We start from the raw sequence: 22,579 nt of genomic DNA, 5'->3' as shown, positions 1-22,579 counted from the left end.
GCGCAAAAAACGCTGGATAAATTTTCAGTGGTTCGGATCGGCGGCTATCATACCCCGCTAATGAATCCCGCGCAGAACGGAGTACCACAATGACCGCGTTTAGCCTCGCTTACACCCTGCATGTATTGGCCGCCCTGGTATGGGTGGGCGGTATGTTTTTCGCCTGGATGATCCTGCGCCCCGCCGTTGTGGCGGCACTTGAAGGCCCTGCCCGGCTCAAATTATGGGCAAATGTGTTTCAACGTTTTTTCGTATGGGTGTGGATCGCCGTGGCGGTTTTGCCGATCAGCGGCATTGGCCTGCTGCACTTGCGCTTCAACGGGTTTGAGACGGCACCGCGTTATGTGCAGGTGATGATGGGTTTGTATCTGGTGATGACGGCGCTGTTTATCCGCATCCAGGCGCTGAAGTTCCCGGAGTTGCGCAAGGCAGTGGCGGCTGAGGATTGGCTGGCGGGTGCGGCGGTGCTGGGGCAGATTCGCCGATTGGTGGGCATTAACCTGATTGTGGGGTTGGTGGTGGTGGCGATTGCTTCGGCTCGACCGATGTTCTAAGGCGGGCTTTAGTCCGCTATCGGGGGCAAGCCCCCTCCCACAGTTGGAATGCAATCCAATTGTGGCAGGGGGCTTGCCCCGATGGCGTCAGAGCAGGCAATTCAAAGCCGCTGGATGGTCACAGTCCCCGCAGGCCCAGCCGGCCCCGGCTGCCCTTCCAAGCCTGGACGGCCTTTCTCGCCGCCATCGGCGCGGTACACCAGGCAGCCTTTGGACTGGCCGCCCTTGCCCGGCTTGCCCGCCGTGCCGGCCAATCCACCGGGACCGCCATCGACCCAGACCTTTATATGCTCGGCCGGAAAGTCCTGCGGCAACTCGACCCGCACCTGCGCGCCCGACGCGCCAGGCAAGCCATCACCGCCGTTATCCCCGTTGGCACCGCGACCGGCCGAGCCCCAGGTGCACCCTGGGTCTTCGCCGTTGGCGCCATCCAGCCCGGCATAACCCTGGGCGCCGGCACCGCCACGGGCGTCCACCGAGAGTTCTTCTGCCGCCAGGGAGTTGATACGCAAGGTCAGGTCACGCCCGGACTTGGCCGGTTTTTCGTGGGTGCCGGGAGCGCCGCGGGAGGTGATCTGGCTACCGTGGTCCAATTGCGCATGGCGCACCTGCAATTGCAGAGCGGTGTTGCCGGGCACAATGGCGATACGGGCGTCGCGGCCCAGGTGCAGCTCATCCACGGAGACCTGGCTGATGTTGGCGGGAATCAGCAAGGTGCCGTAGTCCGCCACCTCCAGGCGCTCCAATTGCAACACGCTGGTGCTGTTGGGCAGGCGCATCAACGAGTTGGGTTCAACACTGACGCTCTGGGCCAGGGCAACGGGGCTGAGCAACAGGGCCAACAGAAAAACCTTACGCATCATGGAGCTCCCCTGATTTTTTTCAAAAAATATTTCTAGTTTTTCTTTGGACGCACAGTAACGACTTCCGCAGGCGCTTTGCCAGTGAAGGATCAAAAAAGTTGATAAAGGGGGAGGATTGGCAGCAATGCCCCTGTGTATCCCACAGGGGCAGGGCCGTCAGCGGTTGATCTGGATTTCCGTACGACGGTTCAAGGCACGGCCTTCAGCGGTTTTGTTGTCGGCTACCGGATGGCTCTCGCCTGCACCGGTCACCGATACAAAACTGCTGCGCGGCACGCCGGACTTGATCAGGTACTCGACCACCGAATGCGCGCGTTTTTCCGAGAGTTTCTGATTGTAGGCCTCTTTGCCGACGCTGTCGGTGTGGCCACTGACACGCAACTGGGCGCCTGGGGCTTCCTGTTTCAGGCGGGCGGCGACGGTGTCGAGCTTGGCGGTATCCGCCGCCGTCAACTTCGCCGAGTCGAACTGGAAGTGCACGTCACGGATCACGATGGTTTCCTCCTTGACCACGACCACTTCCTCAACCACGGCCGGTGGCGGTGCGGGCGGGCAACCATTGGCATCCACCTGCACACCTTTTGGCGTGCCCGGGCACTTGTCGCGGCTGTCCGGCACGCCATCGCCATCTTCGTCACCGTCGCCATGCACCCAGCAATAGGCGCCGGCCATACCGCCGATCAACAACGCGCCATAGCCTGCATAGGCCGAGCTTTCAGTGGCACCGATCGCCGCACCGGTCACACCGCCAACGGCGGCGCAGGTGGGCCAGTCGGTTTTTTGCAAACCTGCGCAACCTGTCAATACTCCGGTTAGCAGAACCAAGGGTAGAGCTGTCCGCATGATGCTCATCTGATTTCTCCTGAGGGGATCGGCGGGGGCCGATGAGTGGAGTAAAGACGGCTCTTTTCATCTGCGCCACTACGCCGCGCCCCCGTATTCATTGAGGATCGTCGCCCTCGTAGGAGTTTTCGCCACCACCCGCTCTAGGCCCGCACGCTCAGCCGCGCTAGTCTCTACGGTCCTGATGTGAGGATCTCTGATGACCGCCGGTATTTCTGACCGTACACCCCAGCAGGCCCTGGCCGCCTTGCTCGACCTGCACCAGCCCAAACGCCTGTTGCTGTTGGGCGCCAGCCAGTTCCCGGCGCTGGAGGCTTTTCAAGCAGCACACCCCGGCACCCAGGTTGCCGTTGCCCCACCCGGCCCACTGCCGGCGGAGCTGGCCGCGCAGCGTTTTGACCTGGCGCTGGTGGTGGATTGCCTGGAGCACCTGTCAAAACCGCAAGGCCTGACCCTGCTGGGCGGTATCCGCAACCTCAACGCCAGCCGCATTGCGGTGCTGGTTGACCTGGGGGCCTGCGACTGGAAGGACACCGACTTCTTCTCCCTGGCCCTGCAGGCCGGCGAGCGTTTCCAGCGTGACGAACAGGTTCTGACGCTGTTTACCTATGATCTGCTTGACTATAAACAGGTACCGGACTGGCTCAATGCCCGCTTCTGGGCCAACCCGGAAAACTTCGGAAAGTATTGGTGGTAACCCGATGAGTACATCCATTTGCCCCTGCGGCAGTGGCAACCTGCTGGATGCCTGCTGCGGCCATTATCACGCCGGGCACCCCGCGCCCTGCGCGACCGCGTTGATGCGCTCGCGCTACAGCGCCTACGTACTGGGCTTGGTGGACTATCTGGTTGCCACCACGCTGCCCGCGCAACAGCCCGGCCTGGACCGTGCCGCCATCGCCGCGTGGAGCGCCCAGAGCACCTGGCTCGGCCTTGAAGTGGAAAGCTCCGAGGTATTCGGCGGCCAGCCGGAACACGCGTTCGTGACCTTCACCGCGCGCTGGCATGACAGCACCGGCGAACATAGTCACCGCGAGCAGTCTTCTTTCGTACAGAATGACGGGCGCTGGTACTTCATCGACCCGACCGTGGAAGTGAAGACCGGACGTAACGATGCCTGCCTGTGCGGCAGCGGGCAAAAATTCAAGAAGTGTTGTTCCAGCTATCTATAGCCACCACAGGACTCACGCCATGCTCCGGATCTACAGCTTGATGCTGGCGTTAACCCTTGGCCTGACCGGCTGCGCGTCGTGGTTCGAGGACGACGCGCCGCCGCCCCACATCTCCCTGGTGAAGGTCGAAGTGGTGCGAGCCAAGCTGCTGGAGCAGAAATTCAAGCTGTACTTTCGCGTGGACAATCGCGACGACGCCGACCTGACCGTGCGTGGCCTGATCTACAAAGTGACGCTGGATGACTTTGTGCTGACCGAAGGCGAGTCCAACCAATGGCTTACCGTGCCGCCGCGCGGCCATGCCTTTTTCAAGGTGTCGGTGCGCACCAACCTCTGGCCGCAGATCCGCGATGTGGTGCAGATGCTGAAAAAACCCGACCGCCCCGTGCCCTATCGCCTCGAAGGCGAGCTGAAAACCGGATTATTCATCGGTTATGACGTGCAGGTGAATCGCAATGGCGAGATAATCCCCGGCGATTTTATTCCGGAGCGACATCGATGACTCAGCAACCCCATGTCCATGGTCCTGACTGCAACCATGATCACGATCACCATGATCACGACCACGGCCATGTCCACGGCCCGAACTGCGGCCACGCTCACCAGGAGCCGGTGCGCAATGCCCTGAAGGACGTGGGCCGCAACGATCCTTGCCCGTGCGGCAGCGAGAAGAAATTCAAGAAGTGCCACGGGGCGTAAAGCCACGCTGAAGATTTAAATGTGGGAGGGGGCTTGCCCCCGATAGCGGTATACCAGTCTCCTATTCAGTGCCTGACAGCCAGCAATCGGGGGCAAGCCCCCTCCCACATTCAGGATTTGCGTTGAAACACCAGTTCCACCTCAAGCCCTCCGCCGTCCCGGTTGCGCAACGCCAAACGCCCGTCATGCGCCTTGGCGATGGTGTGGGCAATGCTCAATCCCAGGCCATACCCGCCGGTCTCGGCATTGCGTGAACCTTCCACGCGATAGAACGGCTCCATTACCTGCTCCAACTGTTCCCGGGGAATCCCGGGGCCACGGTCACTGATGACGATCTTCAAGCTGTCCGCCTGGTCCTCGACCCGCACCACCACATCACGGCCATAACGCACAGCGTTCTCCAGCAGGTTCTGCACGCAACGTTTAAGGCTGCGGGCATACCCCGGCAATGGCTGCTTCGCCCGGCCTTCGATCACCACCTGCTCGCCAACGTCCTGCAAGTCCGCCTGCAGGCTTTGCAGCAAGGCGTTGATATCGATGTTCTGCCGCGTCTCGTTGATTTCGCCGCTGCTGACAAACTCCAGCGTGCTGGACACCATGTGCTCCATTTCTTCCAGATCGCTGCGAAAACGCTCCTTGGTGCGATTGTCCTCAAGCATCTCGGTGCGCAGGCGCAGTCGTGTGATCGGTGAACGCAAATCGTGGGAAATCGCCGCAAGGAAACGCGTGCGCTCGGCGATGTTGGCGATCAGCCGCTGTTGCATCGCATTAAATGCCTGGGCGGCGCGGCGAACTTCAGTGGGACCGTCCACCGACAGCGGCGGGCGCTGGATATCCCGGCCCAACGCCTCGGCGGCCTTGGCCAGGGTGTTGAGCGGGCGAATCGCCAGGCGTACCGCGACCAGCGCGATCACCACCAACACCAGCACCCGCAACAGGTAGATGCGCATCACGTAATCGAACAGCAGGTCCAGCGGCGAGGTACTGGTCCAGCCCTGCTCTTCACTGGCATCCACCTGCAACCAGCGCCCGTCGGGCAGGCGCAGGTCGATCAAAAATTGTCCCACCACCGGTTGGGAACCGAGCAAGGTCGACAGGCCGGCGGTCTGCCCGTCGCCATCGATCAGAGACAGGCGCAACAGGATCAGGGTTTGGGCGTAACCGGTTTTTTCCGACAGCACCTTCTTGATCAATCGCTCGGTGGGCCGGTCACTTTCGTGCAGGGTGCTCGGGGTGTTGCTGGCCTGGTCGCTGAGGGTCAGGCGGAAGTTTGGCGTGTCGAGCAGCTTGATCAGCACATCCGCTTGCTGCGGATCGCTGTGCACCAGGCGCACCACGTCCGCCAGGCGCGTGGCGATCAACCGCGCCGGGATTTCCAGCACCTGCCCATGGCGTCGGTCGTACCAGATGCTGCTGGTCAGGGCCTGCGCGGCGAGCATGCCGCTGACGAGAATCAGCACCAGCCGGCCGAACAGCGAACGCGGCAGCAGTCTCACGACTCCAACACCACGTCATCGGCGGTGAGCATGTAGCCCTCGTTGCGCACGGTCTTGATCAACCCTGCCGGCAATTGCGAGCGCAGGCGGCTGACGCACACATCGATGGAGCGGTCGAACGGCGTGCTGTCCTTGTCGAACACATGGTTGAGCAGAAAGTCGCGGTTCAACGGGCGATTGGGGTGCTGCAACAGCAGGCGCAACACGCGGTAATCCGAGTTGCCCAGGCTGACCACCACGCCCTGCGGCGACAGCAATTGCCGCGCCCGCGTGTCGAGTTGCCAGCCTGCGAAACGAATGCTCGGCGCTTCATCCAGGCGGGCGCGGTCGGGAAAGCTCTGTACCCGGCGCAGCACCACTTTTATCCGCACCAGCAACTCACGTGGGTCGAAGGGTTTGGGCAAGTAATCGTCGGCGCCGATTTCCAGGCCGACGATACGATCGATCAACGAGCCCTTGGCGGTGAGCATCACCACCGGCGTGTTGGAGTTAACCCGCAGTTCGCGGCAAAGGCTCAGGCCGTCTTCGCCGGGCAGCATCAGGTCGAGCACGATCAAGTCGATCACATTCAGCGCCAGGCGGCGGCGCATTTCCTTGCCGTCGGCGGCGGTGGACACCTGGAAGCCGGCGTCGCTCAGGTAGTCGCAGAGCAGTTGGCGGATTTGCGGGTCGTCGTCAACGATCAGCAGGTGGTCTTGCTTGGCCATGGGCAGTCAATCCGAAAAACGATGAAACGCAGCAAATAGCCGAAAGTTCAGCCGGCAGCGCAGGCAAATGTAATGGAATGTTGTGGGAAACCCTAATCACGCATCAGCGATACAAACCTGGGGTATGGCAGGAGGAATCGCTCTTTAGACTACCGAACCTAAATGAGAGTAATTGTAATTTAGACTCGGACGCTACCATGTCATTGCCCCTATCATTGCCCACGCCTCACCGCCACACGCGGCACACCCTGGCACCGATGTTCGGTTTGCTGGCTGCCGGCAGCGTCGCACCGGTGGCCCTGGCTGGCGCCCCAACCGCCACGTCCAGCGATTCGGTGTTGAGCCTGCCGGAAATCAAGATCGACGGCGAAGCCACTTCCACCTTCAAGGTGGACCGCGTCACCTCGGCCAAGATCAGCCAGCCGCTGCTGGACGCACCGCAAAGCGTGACCATCGTGCCGCAACAGGTGCTCAAGGAGCAGAACGCGCAGACCTTGCAGGAAGTGTTGCGCAATGTCCCGGGCATTACCTTTATGTCCGGCGAGGGCAACCTGGGCTGGGGCGATCTGTTTTCGATCCGCGGTTTTTCTTCCGAGCAGAGCCTGACCGTCGACGGTGTGCGCGATGCCGGCATGTCCACGCGCACCGACACCTTCAACCTGCAGCAGGCCGAAGTGTTCAAGGGCACCGGTTCCATCGAGTCCGGGGTCTCGGCCGTGGGCGGCAGCGTCAACCTGGTCAGCAAGGAAGCGCATCTGGGCGATGCCAACAAAGTCTCGGCCGGGATCAGCACCGACAGCTACCGCCGCCTCACTGCCGACCTGAATAAACAGCTGAACGACACCAGCGCCGTGCGCATCAACCTGATGAAGCACTACAACCAGGTGGCCGAACGCGACGATGTGGACTACGACCGCTGGGGCATTGCCACCTCGTTCGGCTTCGGCCTGGGCACCGACACGCGGTTGTTCATCGACACCTTCTACCAGAAAGACACCAACACCCCGGACGGCGGTGTGCCGATCCAGCGCGGCACCAACGGCGACCGCATGCCGGGCGTGAAACGCTCCAACTGGTACGGCGACTCCCACCTCTACACCCAAGAGAACAAAACCACCTCGCTCACGGCGCGCTTTGAGCATGACTTCGCCTGGAACGACGCCAACCTGCGCAACCAGACGCGCTGGGAACGCAGCGACAACTTCGCCGTGCTCTCGCCGGCGCGCTTCTTCGCCGCCAACGCCAGCGGCCAGAAGACCTGCACCGGCACCCGCTGTGCGACTTTGGGCTACACCGGCGTAGGCCCGATCAGCCAAGTGCCGGGCAGCACGGTGAATGCCTACACCGACTACGTAAACAACAGCAACACCGCCTACAGCATCCTGCGCGGCAGCGACTTTGGTTTGTCCAAGCGCTACACCATCCTGGACAACCAGACCGACTTCAATTTCAACCTCACCACCGGCAGCCTGCAGCACGCGGTGGTCAGCGGCCTGGAGTTCTATCACGAGACCTACGGCGGCCTGAAACGCAACGCCGAAGTGCCGGCAGGCAACATGCTGTTTGATATGCACGACCCCAGCCACAGCTTCGCCAGCACCTACGTGACCAAAGGCGAAGGCGACCCGCGCTCGGTGATCGACAACGCCGGTCTCTACCTGGGCGACACCCTCACCCTCAACGAGCAGTGGCAAGTACTCGGCTCGTTGCGCTACGACAACTGGCGCGCCGAAACCCGCCAGCGCGGCCAGGCGACGATCAGCAGTACCGACGGTGCCGTCAGCGGTCGGGTTGGCGCCGTGTTCAAACCGTTGCCCAATGGCAGCATCTATGTGTCCTACAGCGAGGCGGCGCAGCCCTCGGCGCTGGGCGCGTCCACCAACAACCAGATCTACGGCGCGGCCAGCACCCGTCGTTACAGCCCGGCCAAATCCAAGACCTATGAACTGGGCACCAAGTGGGACATCGCCCATGACATGCTCAACGTTACGGCGGCGATCTTCCGCACCGAACTGGACAACGCCTGGGAATACCAGGACGGCGAATCCGCCCCGGTACGCGCCCTGCCCGCCAAGCGCGTCGACGGCATCGAGTTGGGCCTGCAAGGCAATATCACCCCGCGCTGGACCGCCTACAGCGGTTTCTCGGCCCTCAAGAGCACCCAGACCAAAGGCATCAACAAAGGCGCCGAAGCCAAGAACGTCCCGGACCTGACCGCCAACCTGTGGACCACCTACGCCGTCACCGACGCTCTGAGCCTCAGCTACGGCGAGCAATACGTGGGCCGGCGCCGCTACACCGACAACAAATACGTCGGGGGGTTGAACAACAACAGCAGCTACGCCGACGGCCCGTCCGGGGTCTACGCGATCTACACCCGCGACCACGAAAAAGCCCCCGGCTACTGGCTGAGCAACCTGGCCGCGCAATACAAGGTGAACAAGGACACCACGGTCAACCTCAACCTCAACAACGTGTTCAACACCTTCTATTACAGCCAGGTCGGCGCGTCCCTCGATGGCTTCCAGCTCTACGGCATTCCGGGCGCCGGGCGCACCCTCACTGCCAGCGTCGACTATGAGTTCTGAACCGTGCTGGTCGAGATCCCGGCACTGCTCAACGCCTGCGAAGTCGACACCTGCCTGGCCGCCTTGCCTCACAACCCCTTGCGGCGCTGGAGCGATACCTGATGCGCCGCCTTCACCTGGAGTTCCTGCCATGTTGAAACCCCGTAATGTCCTCAAGCTGTGCGTGCTGTTCGCCGCGCTGGTCCTCGGCCATGCCGAAACCGCTGCCGCCCATGAAGTCACCGATGTGCTGGGGCGCAAGGTCGACGTGGCGGACAACGTCAAGCGCGTGGTTCTCGGTGAAGGCCGCTTGATTTCGGCGTTTGCCCTGCTGGACCGCGATGCGCCGTTCCAACGCATCGTCGGTTGGCAGAACGATTTGAAGCTGCTGGACCAGCACACCTATAACGCCTACGTGGCGAAATTTCCCAGCGTGAAAGACATCCCGCTGATCGGCCAGGCGTCGGAACAAAGCGTCAGCGCCGAGGAAATCCTCTCGCTCAAACCCGACCTGGCGGTGTTCAGCATTTCCGGCCACGGCCCGACTGAACACAGCCCGGTCGCCGATGTGCTGGCCAAGGCGGGCATCCCGGTGCTGTTCGTCGACTTTCGCATCAACCCGGTGCAAGGCACCCACACCAGCATGAACGCGCTGGGCCAGGCGCTGGGGCGCGAAGCCCAGACCAAGGCCTTCCTGGACTTCTATGACCAGCACCTCAAGGTCATCACCGACGCGGTCGCCACCTTGCCGGCCGGCCCGCGTCCGAGCGTGTTCCTCGAACTGCTGGCCGGCGCCTGGCAAGCGCCGGGGCACACCACGGGCAAGAGCGGCATGGGGGAAGTGATCAAGCTGGTGGGCGGGCGCAACATCGCCGCCGATGTGGTACCGGGGGCACTGGGGGATATCAGCGTGGAATACGCCTTGAAAGCGGACCCGGATATTTATGTCGCCACCGGTAACCACAAGCCGGGGCTGATCCTGGGTGCCGGCGTGAGCCATGACGAGGCGCGTGAAGCCTTTGACCGCGTATTGGCGCGCCCCGAGTTCGCCAACCTGCGTGCCATCCGCGCAGGCAATGCCCACGGCCTGTGGCATGACTTCTACAACTCGCCGTACAACCTGCTGGCGATTGAGTCGCTGGCCAAGTGGGTGCATCCGCACTTGTTCGCCAAGCTGGACCCGCAGGCGACCATGGAACAGATCAACCAGCAATTCCTGGGGATGCCGTTGCAGGGTGCCTATTGGATCGACACCTCTAAATGACCACGCAAACCCTCGACCTCGCCTCAGCCACCCACGGCTATCGCCGCCTGCTGGCGCGGCGTGCCTGGCTATTGGCGCTACTGGGCATGGCGCTGGTGTGCGCCATGCTGGTGGACCTGGCCAGCGGCCCGTCCGGCATGGGCCTGCTGGCCTTGCTTGACGGGATTGCGCACCCGTCCCACCTCAGCGCCACCGACCAGGTGATCATCTGGAACGTGCGCCTGCCCTACGCGTTGATGGCGGTGCTGGTGGGCTGTGCGTTGTCGCTGGCCGGGGCGGAGATGCAGGCGATCTTGAACAACCCGCTGGCCAGCCCGTTTACCTTGGGCGTGTCGTCGGCGGCGGCGCTGGGGGCATCCCTGGTGATTGTGTTTCCGGTGACGACCTTGTGGGTGTCGGCCAACACGGCGATTTCCATTTCGGCGTTCATCTTCGCCGCCGCCTCGGTGTTTTTGCTGCAAGCCATGTCGCGCCTGCGGGGCGCCGGCGTAGAGAGCCTGGTGCTGTTCGGCATCGCCCTGGTATTCAGTTGCAACGCGGTGGTGGCTTTGTTGCAACTGGTGGCCACCGAGGACGTGCTGCAACAACTGGTGTTCTGGACCCTGGGCAGCGTGACCCGGGCCAACTGGGACAAGCTCGGTATCCTGGCCCTGGTGGTCGCGGTGGTGTTGCCGTTTTCCTTCGCCGCCGCACCGCGCCTGACCTTGCTGCGCATGGGCGAAGACCGCGCGCAAAGCTTCGGCGTGGACGTCAAGCGCCTGCGGTTTTTCTCGTTGCTGCGCATCAGCCTGTTGTCGGCTACCGCCGTGGCGTTCGTCGGCACCATCGGCTTTATCGGCCTGGTGGGTCCGCATATCGCGCGGATCCTGGTCGGTGAAGACCAGCGCTTCCTGCTGCCGGCCAGCGCCCTGACCGGCGCGCTGTTGCTGGCGCTGTCGTCGATTGCCAGCAAGCTGATCATGCCCGGTATGAGCGTGCCGGTGGGCATCGTCACGGCGTTGGTGGGCGTGCCGATTTTCGTGATGCTGGTGTTCAAGCGCGGGAGGCAGTTATGAGCGAAGGGTTAAGCGTGCACAACGCCAATGTAAGTTATGGCCGCCGGCAGATCGTGCATGACCTGAGCCTGCCGACCTTGCCCCACGGCAGCCTGACCGCCCTGATCGGCCCCAACGGCGCCGGCAAGTCCACTTTGCTGCGCGCCGTGGCCGGGCTGGAAAAGATGCACGGTGTCGTACGACTGGGTGACCTCGACCTGTCAGCCATGTCCGTGGCCGAGCGCGCCAGGCGTGTGACCTACATGCCGCAGAACCTGCCACCGGGCCTGAGCCTCAGCGTAATGGAGAGCGTGATTGCTGCGTTGCGCGTCACCCCTGTGGACGGCCTTCCATTGTCCAGCGGCGCCTGTCTGCGCGAAGCCTTCGAGGCATTGCAGCGCATTGGCATCGCGCACCTGGCCGATCAGTGGTTAAGCACGCTGTCGGGCGGCCAACGCCAACTGGTCAGCCTCGCACAACTGATTGCACGGCGCCCCCAAGTGATGCTGCTGGACGAACCCACCAGCGCCCTCGACCTCAATTACCAATTGAAAGTCATGGAGTGCGTGCGTGGGCTGGTGCGCGAACACAACCTGATCGCCGTGGTGGTGTTGCACGACATCAACCTTGCCGCACGTTTTGCCGACCATATTGCCGTGCTGCGCCAGGGTCGCTTGTACGCCAGTGGCGCAGCAAACGAGGTGCTCAATCCGCTGTTGTTTGCCGAGGTGTATCGCGTGCGGGCGCGCATCGAGCGCTGTTCAGAGCAGTCGCTGCAGGTGTTGGTGGATGGCGCTTTTTGATTTGCTTCTAAGGGTATGCGCAAATGTTTCATTGAATTTTCGCACGCCCAACATTACCTATACCTACAGGCATCCGTTCAAGCATCACCACTTTTGGAGAGCTTCATGATCGACCTGTATTACTGGACCACCCCCAACGGCCACAAAATATCGTTGTTCCTGGAAGAAGCCGGCCTGCCCTACAAGGTGCACCCGATCAACATCGGCCAGGGTGAACAGTTCAAGCCTGACTTCCTGAAGATCGCTCCCAACAACCGCATCCCGGCCATCGTCGACCAGACCCCGACCGACGGCGGTGCACCGATTTCCCTGTTTGAGTCCGGCGCGATCCTGTTGTACCTCGCGGAAAAAACCGGCGAGTTCATTCCAAAAGACCTGCGCGGTCGCCAGGAAGTACTGCAATGGCTGTTCTGGCAAATGGGCGGCTTGGGCCCGATGGCGGGGCAGAATCATCACTTCAGCCAGTTCGCCCCGGAGAAAATCCCCTACGCGATCAAACGCTACGTGGATGAAACCGCACGCCTCTACGGGGTGCTCGACCGACGTTTGGCAGATCGTGCATTCGTCGCGGGCGAGGACTACAGCATTGCCGACATGGCGATCTACCCCTGGATTGTTTCCCACAAATGGCAAAGCCAGCGCCTGGAAGATTTCCCACACCTGCATCGCTGGTTCAACAGCATCAAGGAACGGCCGGCGACGGTCCGGGCGTATGAGCTGGTGCAGAAAGTCAACCCGCCCAAGTCTTGATACGCAATTCCTGAAAATAAGGCATGGCTCCCGCTTGCGTCGTTTCGCCGCGCTCACTAACGTAGCGCCTTTACTGACGCTACCCCCCGCAGGAGCTTTGCCATGGCCTCGCCAGCCCTCTCACATTTTCTTCCCCGGTTCGGCGTTGCCGCGGCAGTGGCCAGCGCGTTAAGCCTGGCCGGTTGCCAGCTCCAGAGCACCCAGGACACCCTGCCGCCGGTTGCCGGCGTACAGCCGATCAAAGGCCTCGCGCAGAATGTATCGGTACGCCGCAATGCCCAGGGCATGCCGCTGATCGAAAGCAACACCTTCCACGACGCGCTGTTCAGCCTCGGTTACGTGCATGCCAGTGATCGCATCACCCAGATGGTCACCCTGCGCCTGCTGGCCCAGGGCCGCCTGGCGGAAATGTCCGGGCCTGAAGTGCTGGATGTCGACCGCTTCATGCGCGCGGTCAACCTGAAGAAAAGCGCCGGCGAGCTGTACAACGCCTCCAGCCCGCGTCTCAAGCGCTTCTTTGAAGTGTATGCGCGTGGCGTCAACGCCTACCTGTTCCGCTACCGCGACAAGTTGCCGCCGGACCTGGCCCAGACCGGCTACAAGCCCGAGTACTGGAAGCCGGAAGATTCGGCGCTGCTGTTCTGCCTGCTGAATTTCAGCGAGTCGGCCAACCTGCAGGAAGAGATTTCGTCGCTGGTGCTGGCGCAGAAAGTCGGCGTCGACAAACTCGCCTGGCTCACCCCAAGCGCGCCGGATGAAGCGATCCCGCTGGCCGAGGCCGAAAAACTCAAGGGCGTGAACCTGGGCCAGATCACCGGCCTGGCCGGGCTGGACGCGGTCAGCCAGCAACTGGGCAGCCTCAACGCCCTGGCGGTCACCACCTCAAGCAACTGGGCGATCGGCCCACAGCGCAGCCGCAGCGGTAAAAGCCTGCTGGCGGGCGACCTCGCCGCCCAGCCGCAGGCACCGTCGCCGTGGAGCTACGTGCAGATCCGCGCACCGAAATACCAGGCCGCCGGCGCTTCGATTGCCGGCCTGCCGACGCTGCTGTCCGGCTTCAACGGCAAAGTCGCGTGGAGCATGAGCACGGTCAAGGGCGACACCCAAGACCTGTTCCTTGAAAAAGTCAGACGCCAGGGCAGCGCGCTGTATTACGAGAACAACGGCAAATGGCTGCCGGCGGGCGTGCGTAACGAAACCTACTTCGTCAAAGGCCAGCGCTCGATCCGCGAAGTGGTGTACGAAACCCGTCACGGCGCCCTGCTCAACAGCAGCCAGGCGCTGACAACCGGTCTGGGCCTGGCCCTGCAAACCGCCGATTTCAAGGACGACAAGAGCCTGGATGCGTTCTTCGACCTATCCCGCGCGCAAACCATCGGCAAGGCCTCGGACGCAACCCGGGAAATCCGTGCCATCGCGTTGAACATGATCTTCGCCGACGCCGGCAGCATTGGCTGGCAAGTCACCGGCCGTTTCCCCAACCGCCGCGAAGGCGAAGGTTTGCTGCCGTCGCCGGGCTGGGACACGCGGTTTGACTGGGATGGCTACGCCGACGCCATGCTGCATCCCTATGACCAGGACCCGGCCCAAGGCTGGATCGGCACCGCCAACCAGCGCACCGCGCCGCGTGGCTATGGCATGCAACTGTCCAATTCCTGGGATGCCCCGGAGCGCAGCGAGCGCCTGGCGCAACTGGCCAATGCCGGCAAGCACGACAGCCGCAGCCTGATCGCCATGCAGTACGACCAGACCACCACCTTCGCCGCCAAACTCAAGAGCATGTTCCAGGCGCCGGGCATGGCCCAGCCGCTGAAACAGGCGATTGACGCACTGCCTGCGGCGGAACAGGCCAAGGCCCGTGAAGCGCTGGGTCGCCTGATGGCCTTCGACGGTCGCCTGGTGTCGACCTCCGCCGACGCTGCGCTCTATGAACTGTTCCTGCAGGAAAGCACCAAACAGATCTTCCTCGACGAGCTGGGTCCGGAAAACAGCGCAAGCTGGAAAGCCTTTGTCAGCAACGCCAGCCTGTCCTATGCCGCCCAGGCCGATCACTTGCTGGGCCGCGAAGACAGCCCGTTCTGGGATGATGTGCGTACGCCGCAGAAAGAAGACAAACCCGCGATTCTCGCCCGCAGCCTGGCCGCCGCGATCAGCGCCGGCGACAGTCAGCTGGGCGCCGACCACAAGGCCTGGCAGTGGGGCAAGCTGCACACAACCACCTGGAAAAACGCCAATGGCCAGGTGATTCGTGGCCCACTGGCCTCCGGTGGCGATCACAATACCTTGAACCCGGCGCCCTACAACTGGGGACAGGACTTCGCCACCACACAGGTGCCCGCGCTGCGCCTGATCGTCGATTTCGGCCAGGTGGAACCGATGATGGGCCAGGGTGGCATCGGCCAGTCCGGCAACCCGGCCAGCCCGAACTATGCCAATGGCATCGACCCGTCGCTCAAGGCGCAATACCTGAGCTTCCCGATGCAGCCGCAGAACTTCGAGAAGGTGTACGGGAAGGCCAGGTTGACCCTGACACCCGGCAAGTAACCCGGCTTTCCTGAAAAACCTGGATCTAATGTGAGAGGGGGCCTGCCCCCGATTGCGGTGGGTCAGTTGCACCTTGGCTAGCTGATACACCGCTATCGGGGGCAAGCCCCCTCTCACATTTGGACCGCATGCATTCAGATAGAACTTCCCAGCCCACACCCGCCTCATAAGTAACAAGCCCACCTCCCCCGGTCACCCCATGGACCTTGTCATCGCCCGCCCCGAAGGCCTCTACTGCCCCGCCGGAGATTTCTATATCGACCCCTGGCGCCCGGTGGAACGCTCGGTCATCACCCACGCCCATGGCGACCACGCCCGCACCGGCAACCAGCACTACCTGGCGGCGGCCCCCGGCGAAGGCATCCTGCGCTCCAGGCTGGGCCAGGACATCAACCTGCAGACCCTGGCCTACGGCGAGCCACTGGTGCACCACGGCGTCACCTTGAGTTTCCACCCGGCCGGGCATGTGCTCGGCTCGGCTCAGGTGCGCCTGGAATACCAGGGCGAAGTCTGGGTCGCGTCCGGTGACTACAAGGTCGAGCCCGACGGCACTTGCACGCCGTTCGAGCCGGTGCGCTGCCACACCTTTATCACTGAATCCACCTTCGGCCTGCCGATCTACCGCTGGCAGCCCCAGGCGCAGATCTTCGCCGGGATCAACGACTGGTGGCAGGCCAACATCGCCGCCGGCAAGGCCAGCGTGTTGTTCTGTTATTCGTTCGGCAAGGCCCAGCGTATCCTGCATGGCATTGACGCCAGCATCGGGCCCATCCTCAGCCACGGCGCGGTCGAACCGTTGAACCGGGTGTACCGCGAGGCCGGCATCCATATCCCCGAAACCCTCTACGCCGGCGACTTCAACAAGACCGACCCATTGCTGCGCCAAGCCTTGATCATCGCCCCACCCTCCGCTGGCGGCAGCAGTTGGATCAAACGCTTCGGCGACTACAGCGACGCCTTCGCCAGTGGCTGGATGCGCCTGCGCGGCACCCGGCGGCGGCGTGGAGTCGACCGGGGCTTTGTGCTCTCGGACCACGCCGATTGGCCCGGCCTGTTGTGGGCCATCGAGCAGACCGGCGCCGAGCGGGTGATGGTCACCCACGGTTCTGTCGGCGTATTGGTGCGCCATCTGCGGGAAAAAGGCCTGGATGCCCAGGGCTTCACCACCGAATACGGCGATGACGAAGAAGAGGCCGGCGCATGAAGGCCTTTGCCGAGCTGTACGCGAATCTCGACGCCACCACTTCCAGCAACGCCAAGCTGGCTGCGTTGCAAGCCTACTTCCGGGATGCCGCGCCAGAAGATGCCGCCTGGGCCGTGTATTTCCTGTCCGGCGGACGGCCACGGCAACTGGTGCCGACGCGCCTGCTGCGGGACATGGCCACAGAAGCGTCCGGCATCGAGCCGTGGCTGTTTGAGGAAAGCTACCAGTCAGTGGGTGACCTGGCGGAGACCATTTCCCTGCTGCTGCCGGAATCTACCTACACCTCGGAGGACGGCCTGGCCGTATGGCTGGAGGAAAAACTCCTGCCATTGCGCGGCTTGCCTCCCCTGGAATTGGCTGAGCGCCTGCCGGCGTTGTGGGCGCAACTGGATCAACCCAGCTTGATGGTGTGCATCAAATTGATCACCGGCAGCTTTCGCGTCGGCGTGTCCAAGTTGCTGGTTACCCGTGCCCTCGCCGCCATGGCCGACCTCGACAGCAAGCGTGTGGCGCAGCGGTTGGTGGGCTACACCGACCTGTCCAATCGTCCGACCGCTGAGGGCTACCTCAAGCTGATCGCTGCCGAATCGTCCGACGAGCATGCACAACGGGGCGGCCAGCCTTATCCGTTTTTCCTGGCTCATGGCTTGGCGCAACCGGTGGAGCAATTCGACGCGCTGCTCGGTGCCCCCACCGACTGGCAGGTGGAATGGAAATGGGATGGTATCCGCGCACAACTGGTCAAGCGCGACGGGCGCCTGTGGATCTGGTCCCGTGGCGAAGAGCTGGTCACCGAACGTTTTCCCGAACTTCACAGCCTGGTGAGTGGGTTACCGGACGGCACGGTGATCGACGGCGAGATCGTGGTGTGGAAGGACGCAGTGCAACCCTTCGCCCTGCTGCAACAGCGGATCGGCCGCAAGACCTTGAGCAAGAAAGTGCTGGAGGATGCGCCGGTGGCAATCCTGGCCTACGACCTGCTGGAACATCGGGGCGACGACTGGCGCAACCATACCCAGGCCGAACGCCGCGCCCAGCTTGAGCAGGTGGTCACCCAGTGCAACCAACCGGTATTGCTCGCCTCACCGTTGCTGAACGCAACCACCTGGCAAGCGCTGGCCGAACAACGCGAAGCTTCGCGCAGCCTGGGCGTGGAAGGCATGATGCTCAAGGCCCGCGATGGCCTGTACGGCGTCGGCCGCACCAAGGACATGGGCGTGTGGTGGAAGTGGAAGGTCGACCCGTTCAGCGTCGACGCGGTGTTGATCTACGCCCAGCGCGGCCACGGTCGGCGCGCCAGCCTCTACAGCGACTACACCTTCGCGGTGTGGGACGGCCCGCCCGGCAGCGAACGCACGCTGGTGCCCTTTGCCAAGGCCTACTCCGGGCTGACCGATGAAGAAATGCGCAAGGTCGACGCGATTGTGCGCAAAACCACCGTAGAGAAGTTCGGCCCGGTGAGCAGTGTCACGCCCAGCATGGTGTTTGAGCTGGGGTTCGAGGGCATTGCCTTGTCCAAACGGCACAAGAGCGGGATTGCGGTGCGATTTCCGCGGATGTTGCGCTGGCGGCAGGATAAGGCGGTGGATGAGGCCGACAGCCTTGCCACTCTGCAAGACCTGCTGGCCTGACGCCGATCAACTGGTGGGAGGGGGCAAGCCCCCTCCAACATCTGAATTCCTTTACGACCCGAAATGGTGCACCCAGTTTTCAGCGCCCATTTGCGGGCATCTCCTACACTCAGATCTCCCTTGTCCCACCTTTTAAAACGCTCATTCGGAACTATGGTGCAGAAATTGCTACTTGTGATCCGTCTGACACCGTTCAGTAACAGTCCTAAACGCGCCACAAGCGCTTATCTTGGTTTCCAGGGATTACATAATGAAAAAAGCATTGCTGACCCTTTCTGCACTGGCTCTGTGCATGGCCGCGGGTGTAGCCACGGCCAAGGAATACAAGGAACTGCGTTTTGGTGTCGATCCGTCCTACGCGCCATTCGAATCCAAGGCAGCGGACGGCAGCCTGGTGGGCTTCGATATCGACCTGGGCAATGCGATCTGCGCCGAGCTGAAAGTGAAGTGCAAGTGGGTCGAAAGCGATTTCGACGGCATGATTCCAGGCCTGAAAGCCAACAAGTTCGACGGCGTGATTTCGTCCATGACCGTGACCCCGGTGCGTGAAAAGGCCATCGACTTCTCCAGCGAACTGTTCTCTGGCCCGACCTCGCTGGTGTTCAAGAAAGGCGCGGGCTACTCGACACCTGAGTCTCTCAAGGGCAAGTCCGTAGGCTACGAGCAGGGCACCATCCAGGAAGCCTACGCCAAGGCCGTGCTGGATAAAGCCGGTGTGACCACCAAGGCCTACGCCAACCAGGACCAGGTGTACGCCGACCTGACCTCCGGCCGTCTCGACGCCTCCGTGCAGGACATGCTGCAAGCCGAACTGGGCTTTCTGAAGTCGCCGGCCGGTGCCGGTTACGAAGTCAGCGCGGCCATCGACGACCCTTTGCTGCCGTCGAAAACCGCCATCGGTATCAAAAAAGGTAACACTGAACTGAAGGCGCTTTTGGATAAAGGTATCAAAGCGTTACACGATGATGGCACCTACGCCACCATCCAGAAGAAACACTTTGGCGATCTGAACCTGTACAGCGGCAAATAATGCCTGGAGCGCCCTTCCCTGGGAGGGGCGCTTTTTTATCGCCATAGGTCCTGATTTATGTTCGAAGAACTGTTGCAAACCCTCGGGTTGAGCGCGCTCAGCCTGAAGGGTTTCGGCCCGCTGTTGCTGCAAGGCACCTGGATGACCATCAAGTTGTCGGTACTGTCCCTGGCCGTCAGCGTGGTGCTGGGCCTGCTCGGCGCCAGCGCCAAACTTTCCAGCCTGCCCTTCCTGCGCATCCCCGCCCAGCTCTACACCACCCTGATTCGCGGCGTGCCCGACCTGGTGCTGATGCTGCTGATTTTCTACAGCCTGCAAACCTGGCTTACCGGCCTGACCGACTTCATGGAATGGGAATACATCGAGATCGACCCGTTCAGCGCCGGGGTGATCACCCTGGGCTTTATCTACGGGGCGTATTTCACCGAGACTTTTCGCGGCGCGATCCTCGCGGTGCCCCGTGGCCAGCTGGAAGCCGCTACCGCCTATGGGCTCAAGCGCGGGCAGCGGTTTCGCTACGTGACCTTCCCGCAAATGATGCGCTTTGCCCTGCCGGGTATCGGCAATAACTGGATGGTGATGCTCAAGGCCACGGCCCTGGTGTCGATCATCGGCCTGGCCGACCTGGTCAAGGCCGCCCAGGATGCCGGCAAGAGCACCTACCAACTGTTCTACTTCCTGGTCCTCGCCGCGTTGATCTACCTGTTGATCACCAGCGCGTCCAACTTCGTCTTGCGCCGCCTTGAACGTCGCTACTCCGCTGGCGCCCGGGAGGCCGTGCGATGATCGAACTCTTGCAGGAATACTGGCGCCCCTTCCTTTATAGCGACGGCCAGCACATCACCGGCCTGGCCATGACGATGTGGTTGCTCAGCGCCGCCCTGGTCATCGGCTTCCTGGTGTCAATCCCGCTGTCCATTGCCCGCGTGTCGCGCAAGCGCCTGATTCGCTGGCCGGTGCAGTTCTATACCTACCTGTTCCGGGGCACGCCGCTCTATATCCAGTTGCTGATCTGCTACACCGGCATCTACAGCCTCGCCGCCGTGCGCGAACAACCGTTGCTGGATGCGTTCTTTCGCGACGCGATGAACTGCACCATCCTGGCCTTCGCCCTCAACACCTGCGCCTACACCACGGAGATTTTCGCCGGGGCGATCCGCAGCATGGCCCATGGCGAAGTCGAGGCGGCCAAAGCCTACGGCCTCAGCGGCTGGAAGCTCTATGCCTACGTGATCATGCCGTCGGCGTTGCGTCGCTCGCTGCCCTACTACAGTAATGAAGTGATTTTGATGCTGCACTCGACCACGGTGGCCTTCACCGCGACGATTCCAGACATCCTCAAAGTGGCGCGGGATGCCAACTCGGCCACCTTCATGACCTTTCAATCATTCGGTATCGCTGCGCTGATCTACCTGACCGTGACCTTTGCCCTGGTCGGTCTGTTTCGTCTGGCGGAGCGCCGTTGGCTGGCCTTTCTCGGGCCGAGCCATTAAGGAGCGTTCATGCGGCATCAGATTCATGAGTTGATCGCGCCGGTGCCCGGCACGGCGCGGCAGATTCACAGTTTTCACTTCGGCCCGGAGCAGGCCGAGGGCAAGATTTACATCCAGTCGTCGCTGCATGCCGATGAACTGCCGGGCATGCTGGTGGCCTGGCACCTCAAGGTGCAGTTGGCGAAATTGGCCGCCGCCGGTCGCCTGCGCAGTGAAATCGTGCTGGTGCCCATCGCCAACCCGGTCGGCCTGGAACAGGTGTTGATGGACATCCCGCTGGGCCGCTACGAACTGGAAAGCGGGCAGAACTTCAATCGCCGGTTTGTCGACCTCGGTGAAGCGGTGGGTGACCAGGTCGAGGAGTTACTCGGGGATGATCCCCGGCACAACGTCGAACGGATCCGCAGCGCGCTGTCCACCGCCCTCGCAGAGCAAAGCGCCGACACCCAACTGCAGTCCCAGCGCCTGGTACTGCAACGCCTGGCCTGCGACGCCGATATGGTGCTGGACCTGCATTGCGACTTCGAAGCCGTGGCACACCTGTACACCACGCCCGAGGCCTGGCCGCAGGTGGAACCCTTGGCGCGCTATATCGGCTCGGAGGCGAATCTGCTCGCCACCGACTCCGGCGGGCAATCCTTCGACGAGTGCTTCACCCTGGTGTGGTGGCAGTTGCAGCAACGCTTCGGCGAGCGCTTCCCGATCCCGATGGGCAGCTTTTCGGTGACCGTCGAGCTGCGCGGGCAAGGCGACGTCAACCATGGCCTGGCGGCGCTCGACTGCCAGGCGATCATCGATTACCTGATTCACTTCGGCGCCATTGCCGGCGATGTCGCACCGCTGCCGGACCTGCCCTACCCCGCCACGCCACTGGCCGGCGTTGAACCGGTGGCGACGCCGGTGGGCGGCCTGCTGGTGTTCAGCGCCCTGCCCGGTGAGTACCTGGAAGCCGGGCAACTGATCGCCGAAATCATCGACCCCATTACCGACCGCGTAACGCCCGTGCCCTGCCAGAAGGCCGGCCTGCTTTACGCCCGTTCGCTGCGCCGCATGGCCACTGCCGGGATGGTCATCGGCCATGTCGCAGGCTTAGAGGCCTACCGCAGCGGCTACCTACTTTCGCCTTGAGGATGCACGCCCCATGTACAAATTGACCGTTGAAGGCCTGCATAAAAGCTATGGCGACAATGAGGTGCTCAAAGGTGTGTCGCTCAAGGCCAGGACCGGTGACGTGATCAGCCTGATCGGCGCCAGTGGCTCGGGCAAGAGCACTTTTTTGCGCTGCATCAACTTCCTGGAAACCCCCAACGACGGCGCGATGACCCTCGACGGCCAGCCGATCCGCATGGTCAGCGACCGCCAGGGCATGCGCGTGGCCGATGACGCCGAATTGCAGCGCCTGCGTACACGCCTGGCCATGGTGTTCCAGCACTTCAACCTGTGGAGCCACATGAGCGTGCTGGAAAACATCACCATGGCTCCGCGCCGGGTGCTGGGTTGCAGCAAGAAGGACGCCGAAGACCGTGCCCGTCGCTACCTCGACAAGGTCGGCCTGCCGGCACGCGTGGCCGATCAATACCCGGCGTTCCTGTCCGGCGGCCAGCAGCAACGCGTCGCCATCGCCCGCGCCCTGGCGATGGAGCCGGAGGTGATGCTGTTCGACGAGCCCACCTCGGCCCTCGACCCGGAGCTGGTGGGCGAAGTGTTGAAGGTGATCCAGGGCCTGGCCGAGGAAGGTCGCACCATGATCATGGTGACCCACGAGATGAGTTTTGCGCGCAAGGTGTCGAGCCAGGTGCTGTTCCTGCACAAGGGCCTGGTGGAAGAGCAAGGCGCGCCGGAGGACGTGCTGGGCAATCCGAAGAGCGAGCGTTTGCAGCAGTTCCTGAGTGGCAATTTGAAGTAAACCTTTGCGCGCTCTGGAA

22 protein-coding genes are annotated in these 22,579 nt (G+C 62.5%); 18 read left to right on the top strand and 4 right to left on the bottom strand.

The genetic code is table 11. The features are described from left to right. Positions 1–89 precede the first annotated feature (89 nt). On the top strand, positions 90–554 hold the full coding sequence (locus tag BM017_RS03285; RefSeq protein ID WP_092241217.1) for a CopD family protein: 465 nt from the start codon (positions 90–92) through the stop codon (positions 552–554). A 101-nt stretch (positions 555–655) separates the two neighbouring features. On the opposite strand, the gene BM017_RS03280 is transcribed toward BM017_RS03285, so the two are convergent. Further along, positions 656–1,414 (bottom strand): hypothetical protein, encoded by a 759-nt coding sequence (locus tag BM017_RS03280; RefSeq protein ID WP_092241390.1) that lies wholly within the window; start codon positions 1,412–1,414, stop codon positions 656–658. A gap of 159 nt (positions 1,415–1,573) precedes the next feature. Beyond that, positions 1,574–2,269, bottom strand: coding sequence for a PA1041 family peptidoglycan-binding anchor lipoprotein (locus tag BM017_RS03275; RefSeq protein WP_092241215.1), 696 nt, complete (start codon positions 2,267–2,269; stop codon positions 1,574–1,576). A gap of 190 nt (positions 2,270–2,459) precedes the next feature. Between BM017_RS03275 and BM017_RS03270 the strand changes: the two genes are divergently transcribed. The 4 genes from BM017_RS03270 to BM017_RS03255 are packed head-to-tail and all read left to right on the top strand — an operon-like array spanning position 2,460 to position 4,131. Then, positions 2,460–2,957 carry a DUF6231 family protein gene (locus tag BM017_RS03270; RefSeq protein WP_071488834.1) on the top strand — a complete coding sequence of 166 codons (498 nt, stop codon included), beginning with the start codon at positions 2,460–2,462 and terminating at the stop codon, positions 2,955–2,957. 4 nt (positions 2,958–2,961) lie between these two features. Beyond that, positions 2,962–3,432: a YchJ family protein gene (locus BM017_RS03265; RefSeq protein ID WP_058425250.1), complete on the top strand. Its 471-nt coding sequence runs from the start codon at positions 2,962–2,964 to the stop codon at positions 3,430–3,432. 19 nt (positions 3,433–3,451) lie between these two features. After that, the gene (locus BM017_RS03260) at positions 3,452–3,934 is read left to right on the top strand and encodes an LEA/WHy family protein (RefSeq protein WP_092241213.1); all 483 of its coding nucleotides are present in this window, start codon (positions 3,452–3,454) and stop codon (positions 3,932–3,934) included. After that, positions 3,931–4,131, top strand: a complete 201-nt coding sequence (locus BM017_RS03255) for an SEC-C metal-binding domain-containing protein (RefSeq protein WP_003189235.1) — start codon at positions 3,931–3,933, stop codon at positions 4,129–4,131. The genes BM017_RS03260 and BM017_RS03255 overlap by 4 nt, the downstream gene beginning before the upstream one ends. A 110-nt stretch (positions 4,132–4,241) precedes the next feature. Here the strand turns inward: BM017_RS03255 and BM017_RS03250 are convergent, their stop codons facing one another. Continuing rightward, the gene (locus BM017_RS03250; RefSeq protein WP_092241211.1) at positions 4,242–5,627 is read right to left on the bottom strand and encodes an ATP-binding protein; all 1,386 of its coding nucleotides are present in this window, start codon (positions 5,625–5,627) and stop codon (positions 4,242–4,244) included. After that, positions 5,624–6,334 (bottom strand): response regulator, encoded by a 711-nt coding sequence (locus tag BM017_RS03245; protein WP_058425253.1) that lies wholly within the window; start codon positions 6,332–6,334, stop codon positions 5,624–5,626. The genes BM017_RS03250 and BM017_RS03245 overlap by 4 nt, the downstream gene beginning before the upstream one ends. A 197-nt stretch (positions 6,335–6,531) precedes the next feature. Here BM017_RS03245 and BM017_RS03240 point away from each other — a divergent pair, with 197 nt between their 5' ends. The 13 genes from BM017_RS03240 (at position 6,532) to BM017_RS03180 (ending at position 22,560) form a co-directional block, all read left to right on the top strand. Continuing rightward, the gene (locus BM017_RS03240; RefSeq protein WP_092241209.1) at positions 6,532–8,922 is read left to right on the top strand and encodes a TonB-dependent receptor; all 2,391 of its coding nucleotides are present in this window, start codon (positions 6,532–6,534) and stop codon (positions 8,920–8,922) included. Positions 8,923–9,052: 130 nt separating this feature from the next. Further along, positions 9,053–10,165 (top strand): ABC transporter substrate-binding protein, encoded by a 1,113-nt coding sequence (locus BM017_RS03235; protein ID WP_092241207.1) that lies wholly within the window; start codon positions 9,053–9,055, stop codon positions 10,163–10,165. Next, positions 10,162–11,220, top strand: a complete 1,059-nt coding sequence (locus tag BM017_RS03230) for a FecCD family ABC transporter permease (protein ID WP_092241205.1) — start codon at positions 10,162–10,164, stop codon at positions 11,218–11,220. The genes BM017_RS03235 and BM017_RS03230 overlap by 4 nt, the downstream gene beginning before the upstream one ends. Further along, entirely contained in the window at positions 11,217–12,002 is a 786-nt protein-coding gene (locus tag BM017_RS03225; protein ID WP_092241203.1) for an ABC transporter ATP-binding protein, read from the top strand. The genes BM017_RS03230 and BM017_RS03225 overlap by 4 nt, the downstream gene beginning before the upstream one ends. A 105-nt stretch (positions 12,003–12,107) precedes the next feature. Then, positions 12,108–12,752, top strand: a complete 645-nt coding sequence (locus BM017_RS03220; RefSeq protein WP_092241201.1) for a glutathione binding-like protein — start codon at positions 12,108–12,110, stop codon at positions 12,750–12,752. A 102-nt stretch (positions 12,753–12,854) separates the two neighbouring features. Next, positions 12,855–15,296, top strand: coding sequence for a penicillin acylase family protein (locus tag BM017_RS03215; RefSeq protein WP_092241199.1), 2,442 nt, complete (start codon positions 12,855–12,857; stop codon positions 15,294–15,296). Between the two features lie 199 nt (positions 15,297–15,495). Then, on the top strand, positions 15,496–16,500 hold the full coding sequence (locus BM017_RS03210) for a ligase-associated DNA damage response exonuclease (RefSeq protein WP_092241197.1): 1,005 nt from the start codon (positions 15,496–15,498) through the stop codon (positions 16,498–16,500). Next, on the top strand, positions 16,497–18,131 hold the full coding sequence (locus BM017_RS03205) for an ATP-dependent DNA ligase (protein ID WP_092241195.1): 1,635 nt from the start codon (positions 16,497–16,499) through the stop codon (positions 18,129–18,131). Before BM017_RS03210 ends, BM017_RS03205 begins: the two co-directional genes overlap by 4 nt. Positions 18,132–18,381: 250 nt before the next feature. Further along, entirely contained in the window at positions 18,382–19,161 is a 780-nt protein-coding gene (locus tag BM017_RS03200) for a transporter substrate-binding domain-containing protein (protein ID WP_014717255.1), read from the top strand. Positions 19,162–19,218: 57 nt separating this feature from the next. After that, positions 19,219–19,947, top strand: coding sequence for an ABC transporter permease (locus tag BM017_RS03195; protein ID WP_071488823.1), 729 nt, complete (start codon positions 19,219–19,221; stop codon positions 19,945–19,947). After that, positions 19,944–20,654: an ABC transporter permease gene (locus BM017_RS03190; protein WP_071488822.1), complete on the top strand. Its 711-nt coding sequence runs from the start codon at positions 19,944–19,946 to the stop codon at positions 20,652–20,654. The genes BM017_RS03195 and BM017_RS03190 overlap by 4 nt, the downstream gene beginning before the upstream one ends. A gap of 9 nt (positions 20,655–20,663) precedes the next feature. Continuing rightward, entirely contained in the window at positions 20,664–21,782 is a 1,119-nt protein-coding gene (locus tag BM017_RS03185; RefSeq protein WP_092241193.1) for a succinylglutamate desuccinylase/aspartoacylase family protein, read from the top strand. A 13-nt stretch (positions 21,783–21,795) separates the two neighbouring features. Next, positions 21,796–22,560 (top strand): ABC transporter ATP-binding protein, encoded by a 765-nt coding sequence (locus tag BM017_RS03180; RefSeq protein WP_092241191.1) that lies wholly within the window; start codon positions 21,796–21,798, stop codon positions 22,558–22,560. The last annotated feature ends 19 nt before the right edge of the window (positions 22,561–22,579 follow it).

Source organism: Pseudomonas sp. NFPP04 (assembly GCF_900113815.1).
GTDB lineage: Bacteria > Pseudomonadota > Gammaproteobacteria > Pseudomonadales > Pseudomonadaceae > Aquipseudomonas > Aquipseudomonas extremorientalis.
Note: the sequence above shows the minus strand (reverse complement) of the source record. Positions and strands in the feature narration are given on the sequence as shown.

Excerpts from the sequence above, each read along its gene's own strand:
- BM017_RS03285 (WP_092241217.1), top strand. The coding sequence starts at position 90 with ATGACCGCGTTTAGCCTCGCTTACACCCTGCATGTATTGGCCGCCCTG.
- BM017_RS03280 (WP_092241390.1), bottom strand. The coding sequence starts at position 1,414 with ATGCGTAAGGTTTTTCTGTTGGCCCTGTTGCTCAGCCCCGTTGCCCTG.
- BM017_RS03275 (WP_092241215.1), bottom strand. The coding sequence starts at position 2,269 with ATGAGCATCATGCGGACAGCTCTACCCTTGGTTCTGCTAACCGGAGTA.
- BM017_RS03270 (WP_071488834.1), top strand. The coding sequence starts at position 2,460 with ATGACCGCCGGTATTTCTGACCGTACACCCCAGCAGGCCCTGGCCGCC.
- BM017_RS03265 (WP_058425250.1), top strand. The coding sequence starts at position 2,962 with ATGAGTACATCCATTTGCCCCTGCGGCAGTGGCAACCTGCTGGATGCC.
- BM017_RS03260 (WP_092241213.1), top strand. The coding sequence starts at position 3,452 with ATGCTCCGGATCTACAGCTTGATGCTGGCGTTAACCCTTGGCCTGACC.
- BM017_RS03255 (WP_003189235.1), top strand. The coding sequence starts at position 3,931 with ATGACTCAGCAACCCCATGTCCATGGTCCTGACTGCAACCATGATCAC.
- BM017_RS03245 (WP_058425253.1), bottom strand. The coding sequence starts at position 6,334 with ATGGCCAAGCAAGACCACCTGCTGATCGTTGACGACGACCCGCAAATC.
- BM017_RS03240 (WP_092241209.1), top strand. The coding sequence starts at position 6,532 with ATGTCATTGCCCCTATCATTGCCCACGCCTCACCGCCACACGCGGCAC.
- BM017_RS03235 (WP_092241207.1), top strand. The coding sequence starts at position 9,053 with ATGTTGAAACCCCGTAATGTCCTCAAGCTGTGCGTGCTGTTCGCCGCG.
- BM017_RS03230 (WP_092241205.1), top strand. The coding sequence starts at position 10,162 with ATGACCACGCAAACCCTCGACCTCGCCTCAGCCACCCACGGCTATCGC.
- BM017_RS03225 (WP_092241203.1), top strand. The coding sequence starts at position 11,217 with ATGAGCGAAGGGTTAAGCGTGCACAACGCCAATGTAAGTTATGGCCGC.
- BM017_RS03220 (WP_092241201.1), top strand. The coding sequence starts at position 12,108 with ATGATCGACCTGTATTACTGGACCACCCCCAACGGCCACAAAATATCG.
- BM017_RS03215 (WP_092241199.1), top strand. The coding sequence starts at position 12,855 with ATGGCCTCGCCAGCCCTCTCACATTTTCTTCCCCGGTTCGGCGTTGCC.
- BM017_RS03210 (WP_092241197.1), top strand. The coding sequence starts at position 15,496 with ATGGACCTTGTCATCGCCCGCCCCGAAGGCCTCTACTGCCCCGCCGGA.
- BM017_RS03205 (WP_092241195.1), top strand. The coding sequence starts at position 16,497 with ATGAAGGCCTTTGCCGAGCTGTACGCGAATCTCGACGCCACCACTTCC.
- BM017_RS03200 (WP_014717255.1), top strand. The coding sequence starts at position 18,382 with ATGAAAAAAGCATTGCTGACCCTTTCTGCACTGGCTCTGTGCATGGCC.
- BM017_RS03195 (WP_071488823.1), top strand. The coding sequence starts at position 19,219 with ATGTTCGAAGAACTGTTGCAAACCCTCGGGTTGAGCGCGCTCAGCCTG.
- BM017_RS03190 (WP_071488822.1), top strand. The coding sequence starts at position 19,944 with ATGATCGAACTCTTGCAGGAATACTGGCGCCCCTTCCTTTATAGCGAC.
- BM017_RS03185 (WP_092241193.1), top strand. The coding sequence starts at position 20,664 with ATGCGGCATCAGATTCATGAGTTGATCGCGCCGGTGCCCGGCACGGCG.
- BM017_RS03180 (WP_092241191.1), top strand. The coding sequence starts at position 21,796 with ATGTACAAATTGACCGTTGAAGGCCTGCATAAAAGCTATGGCGACAAT.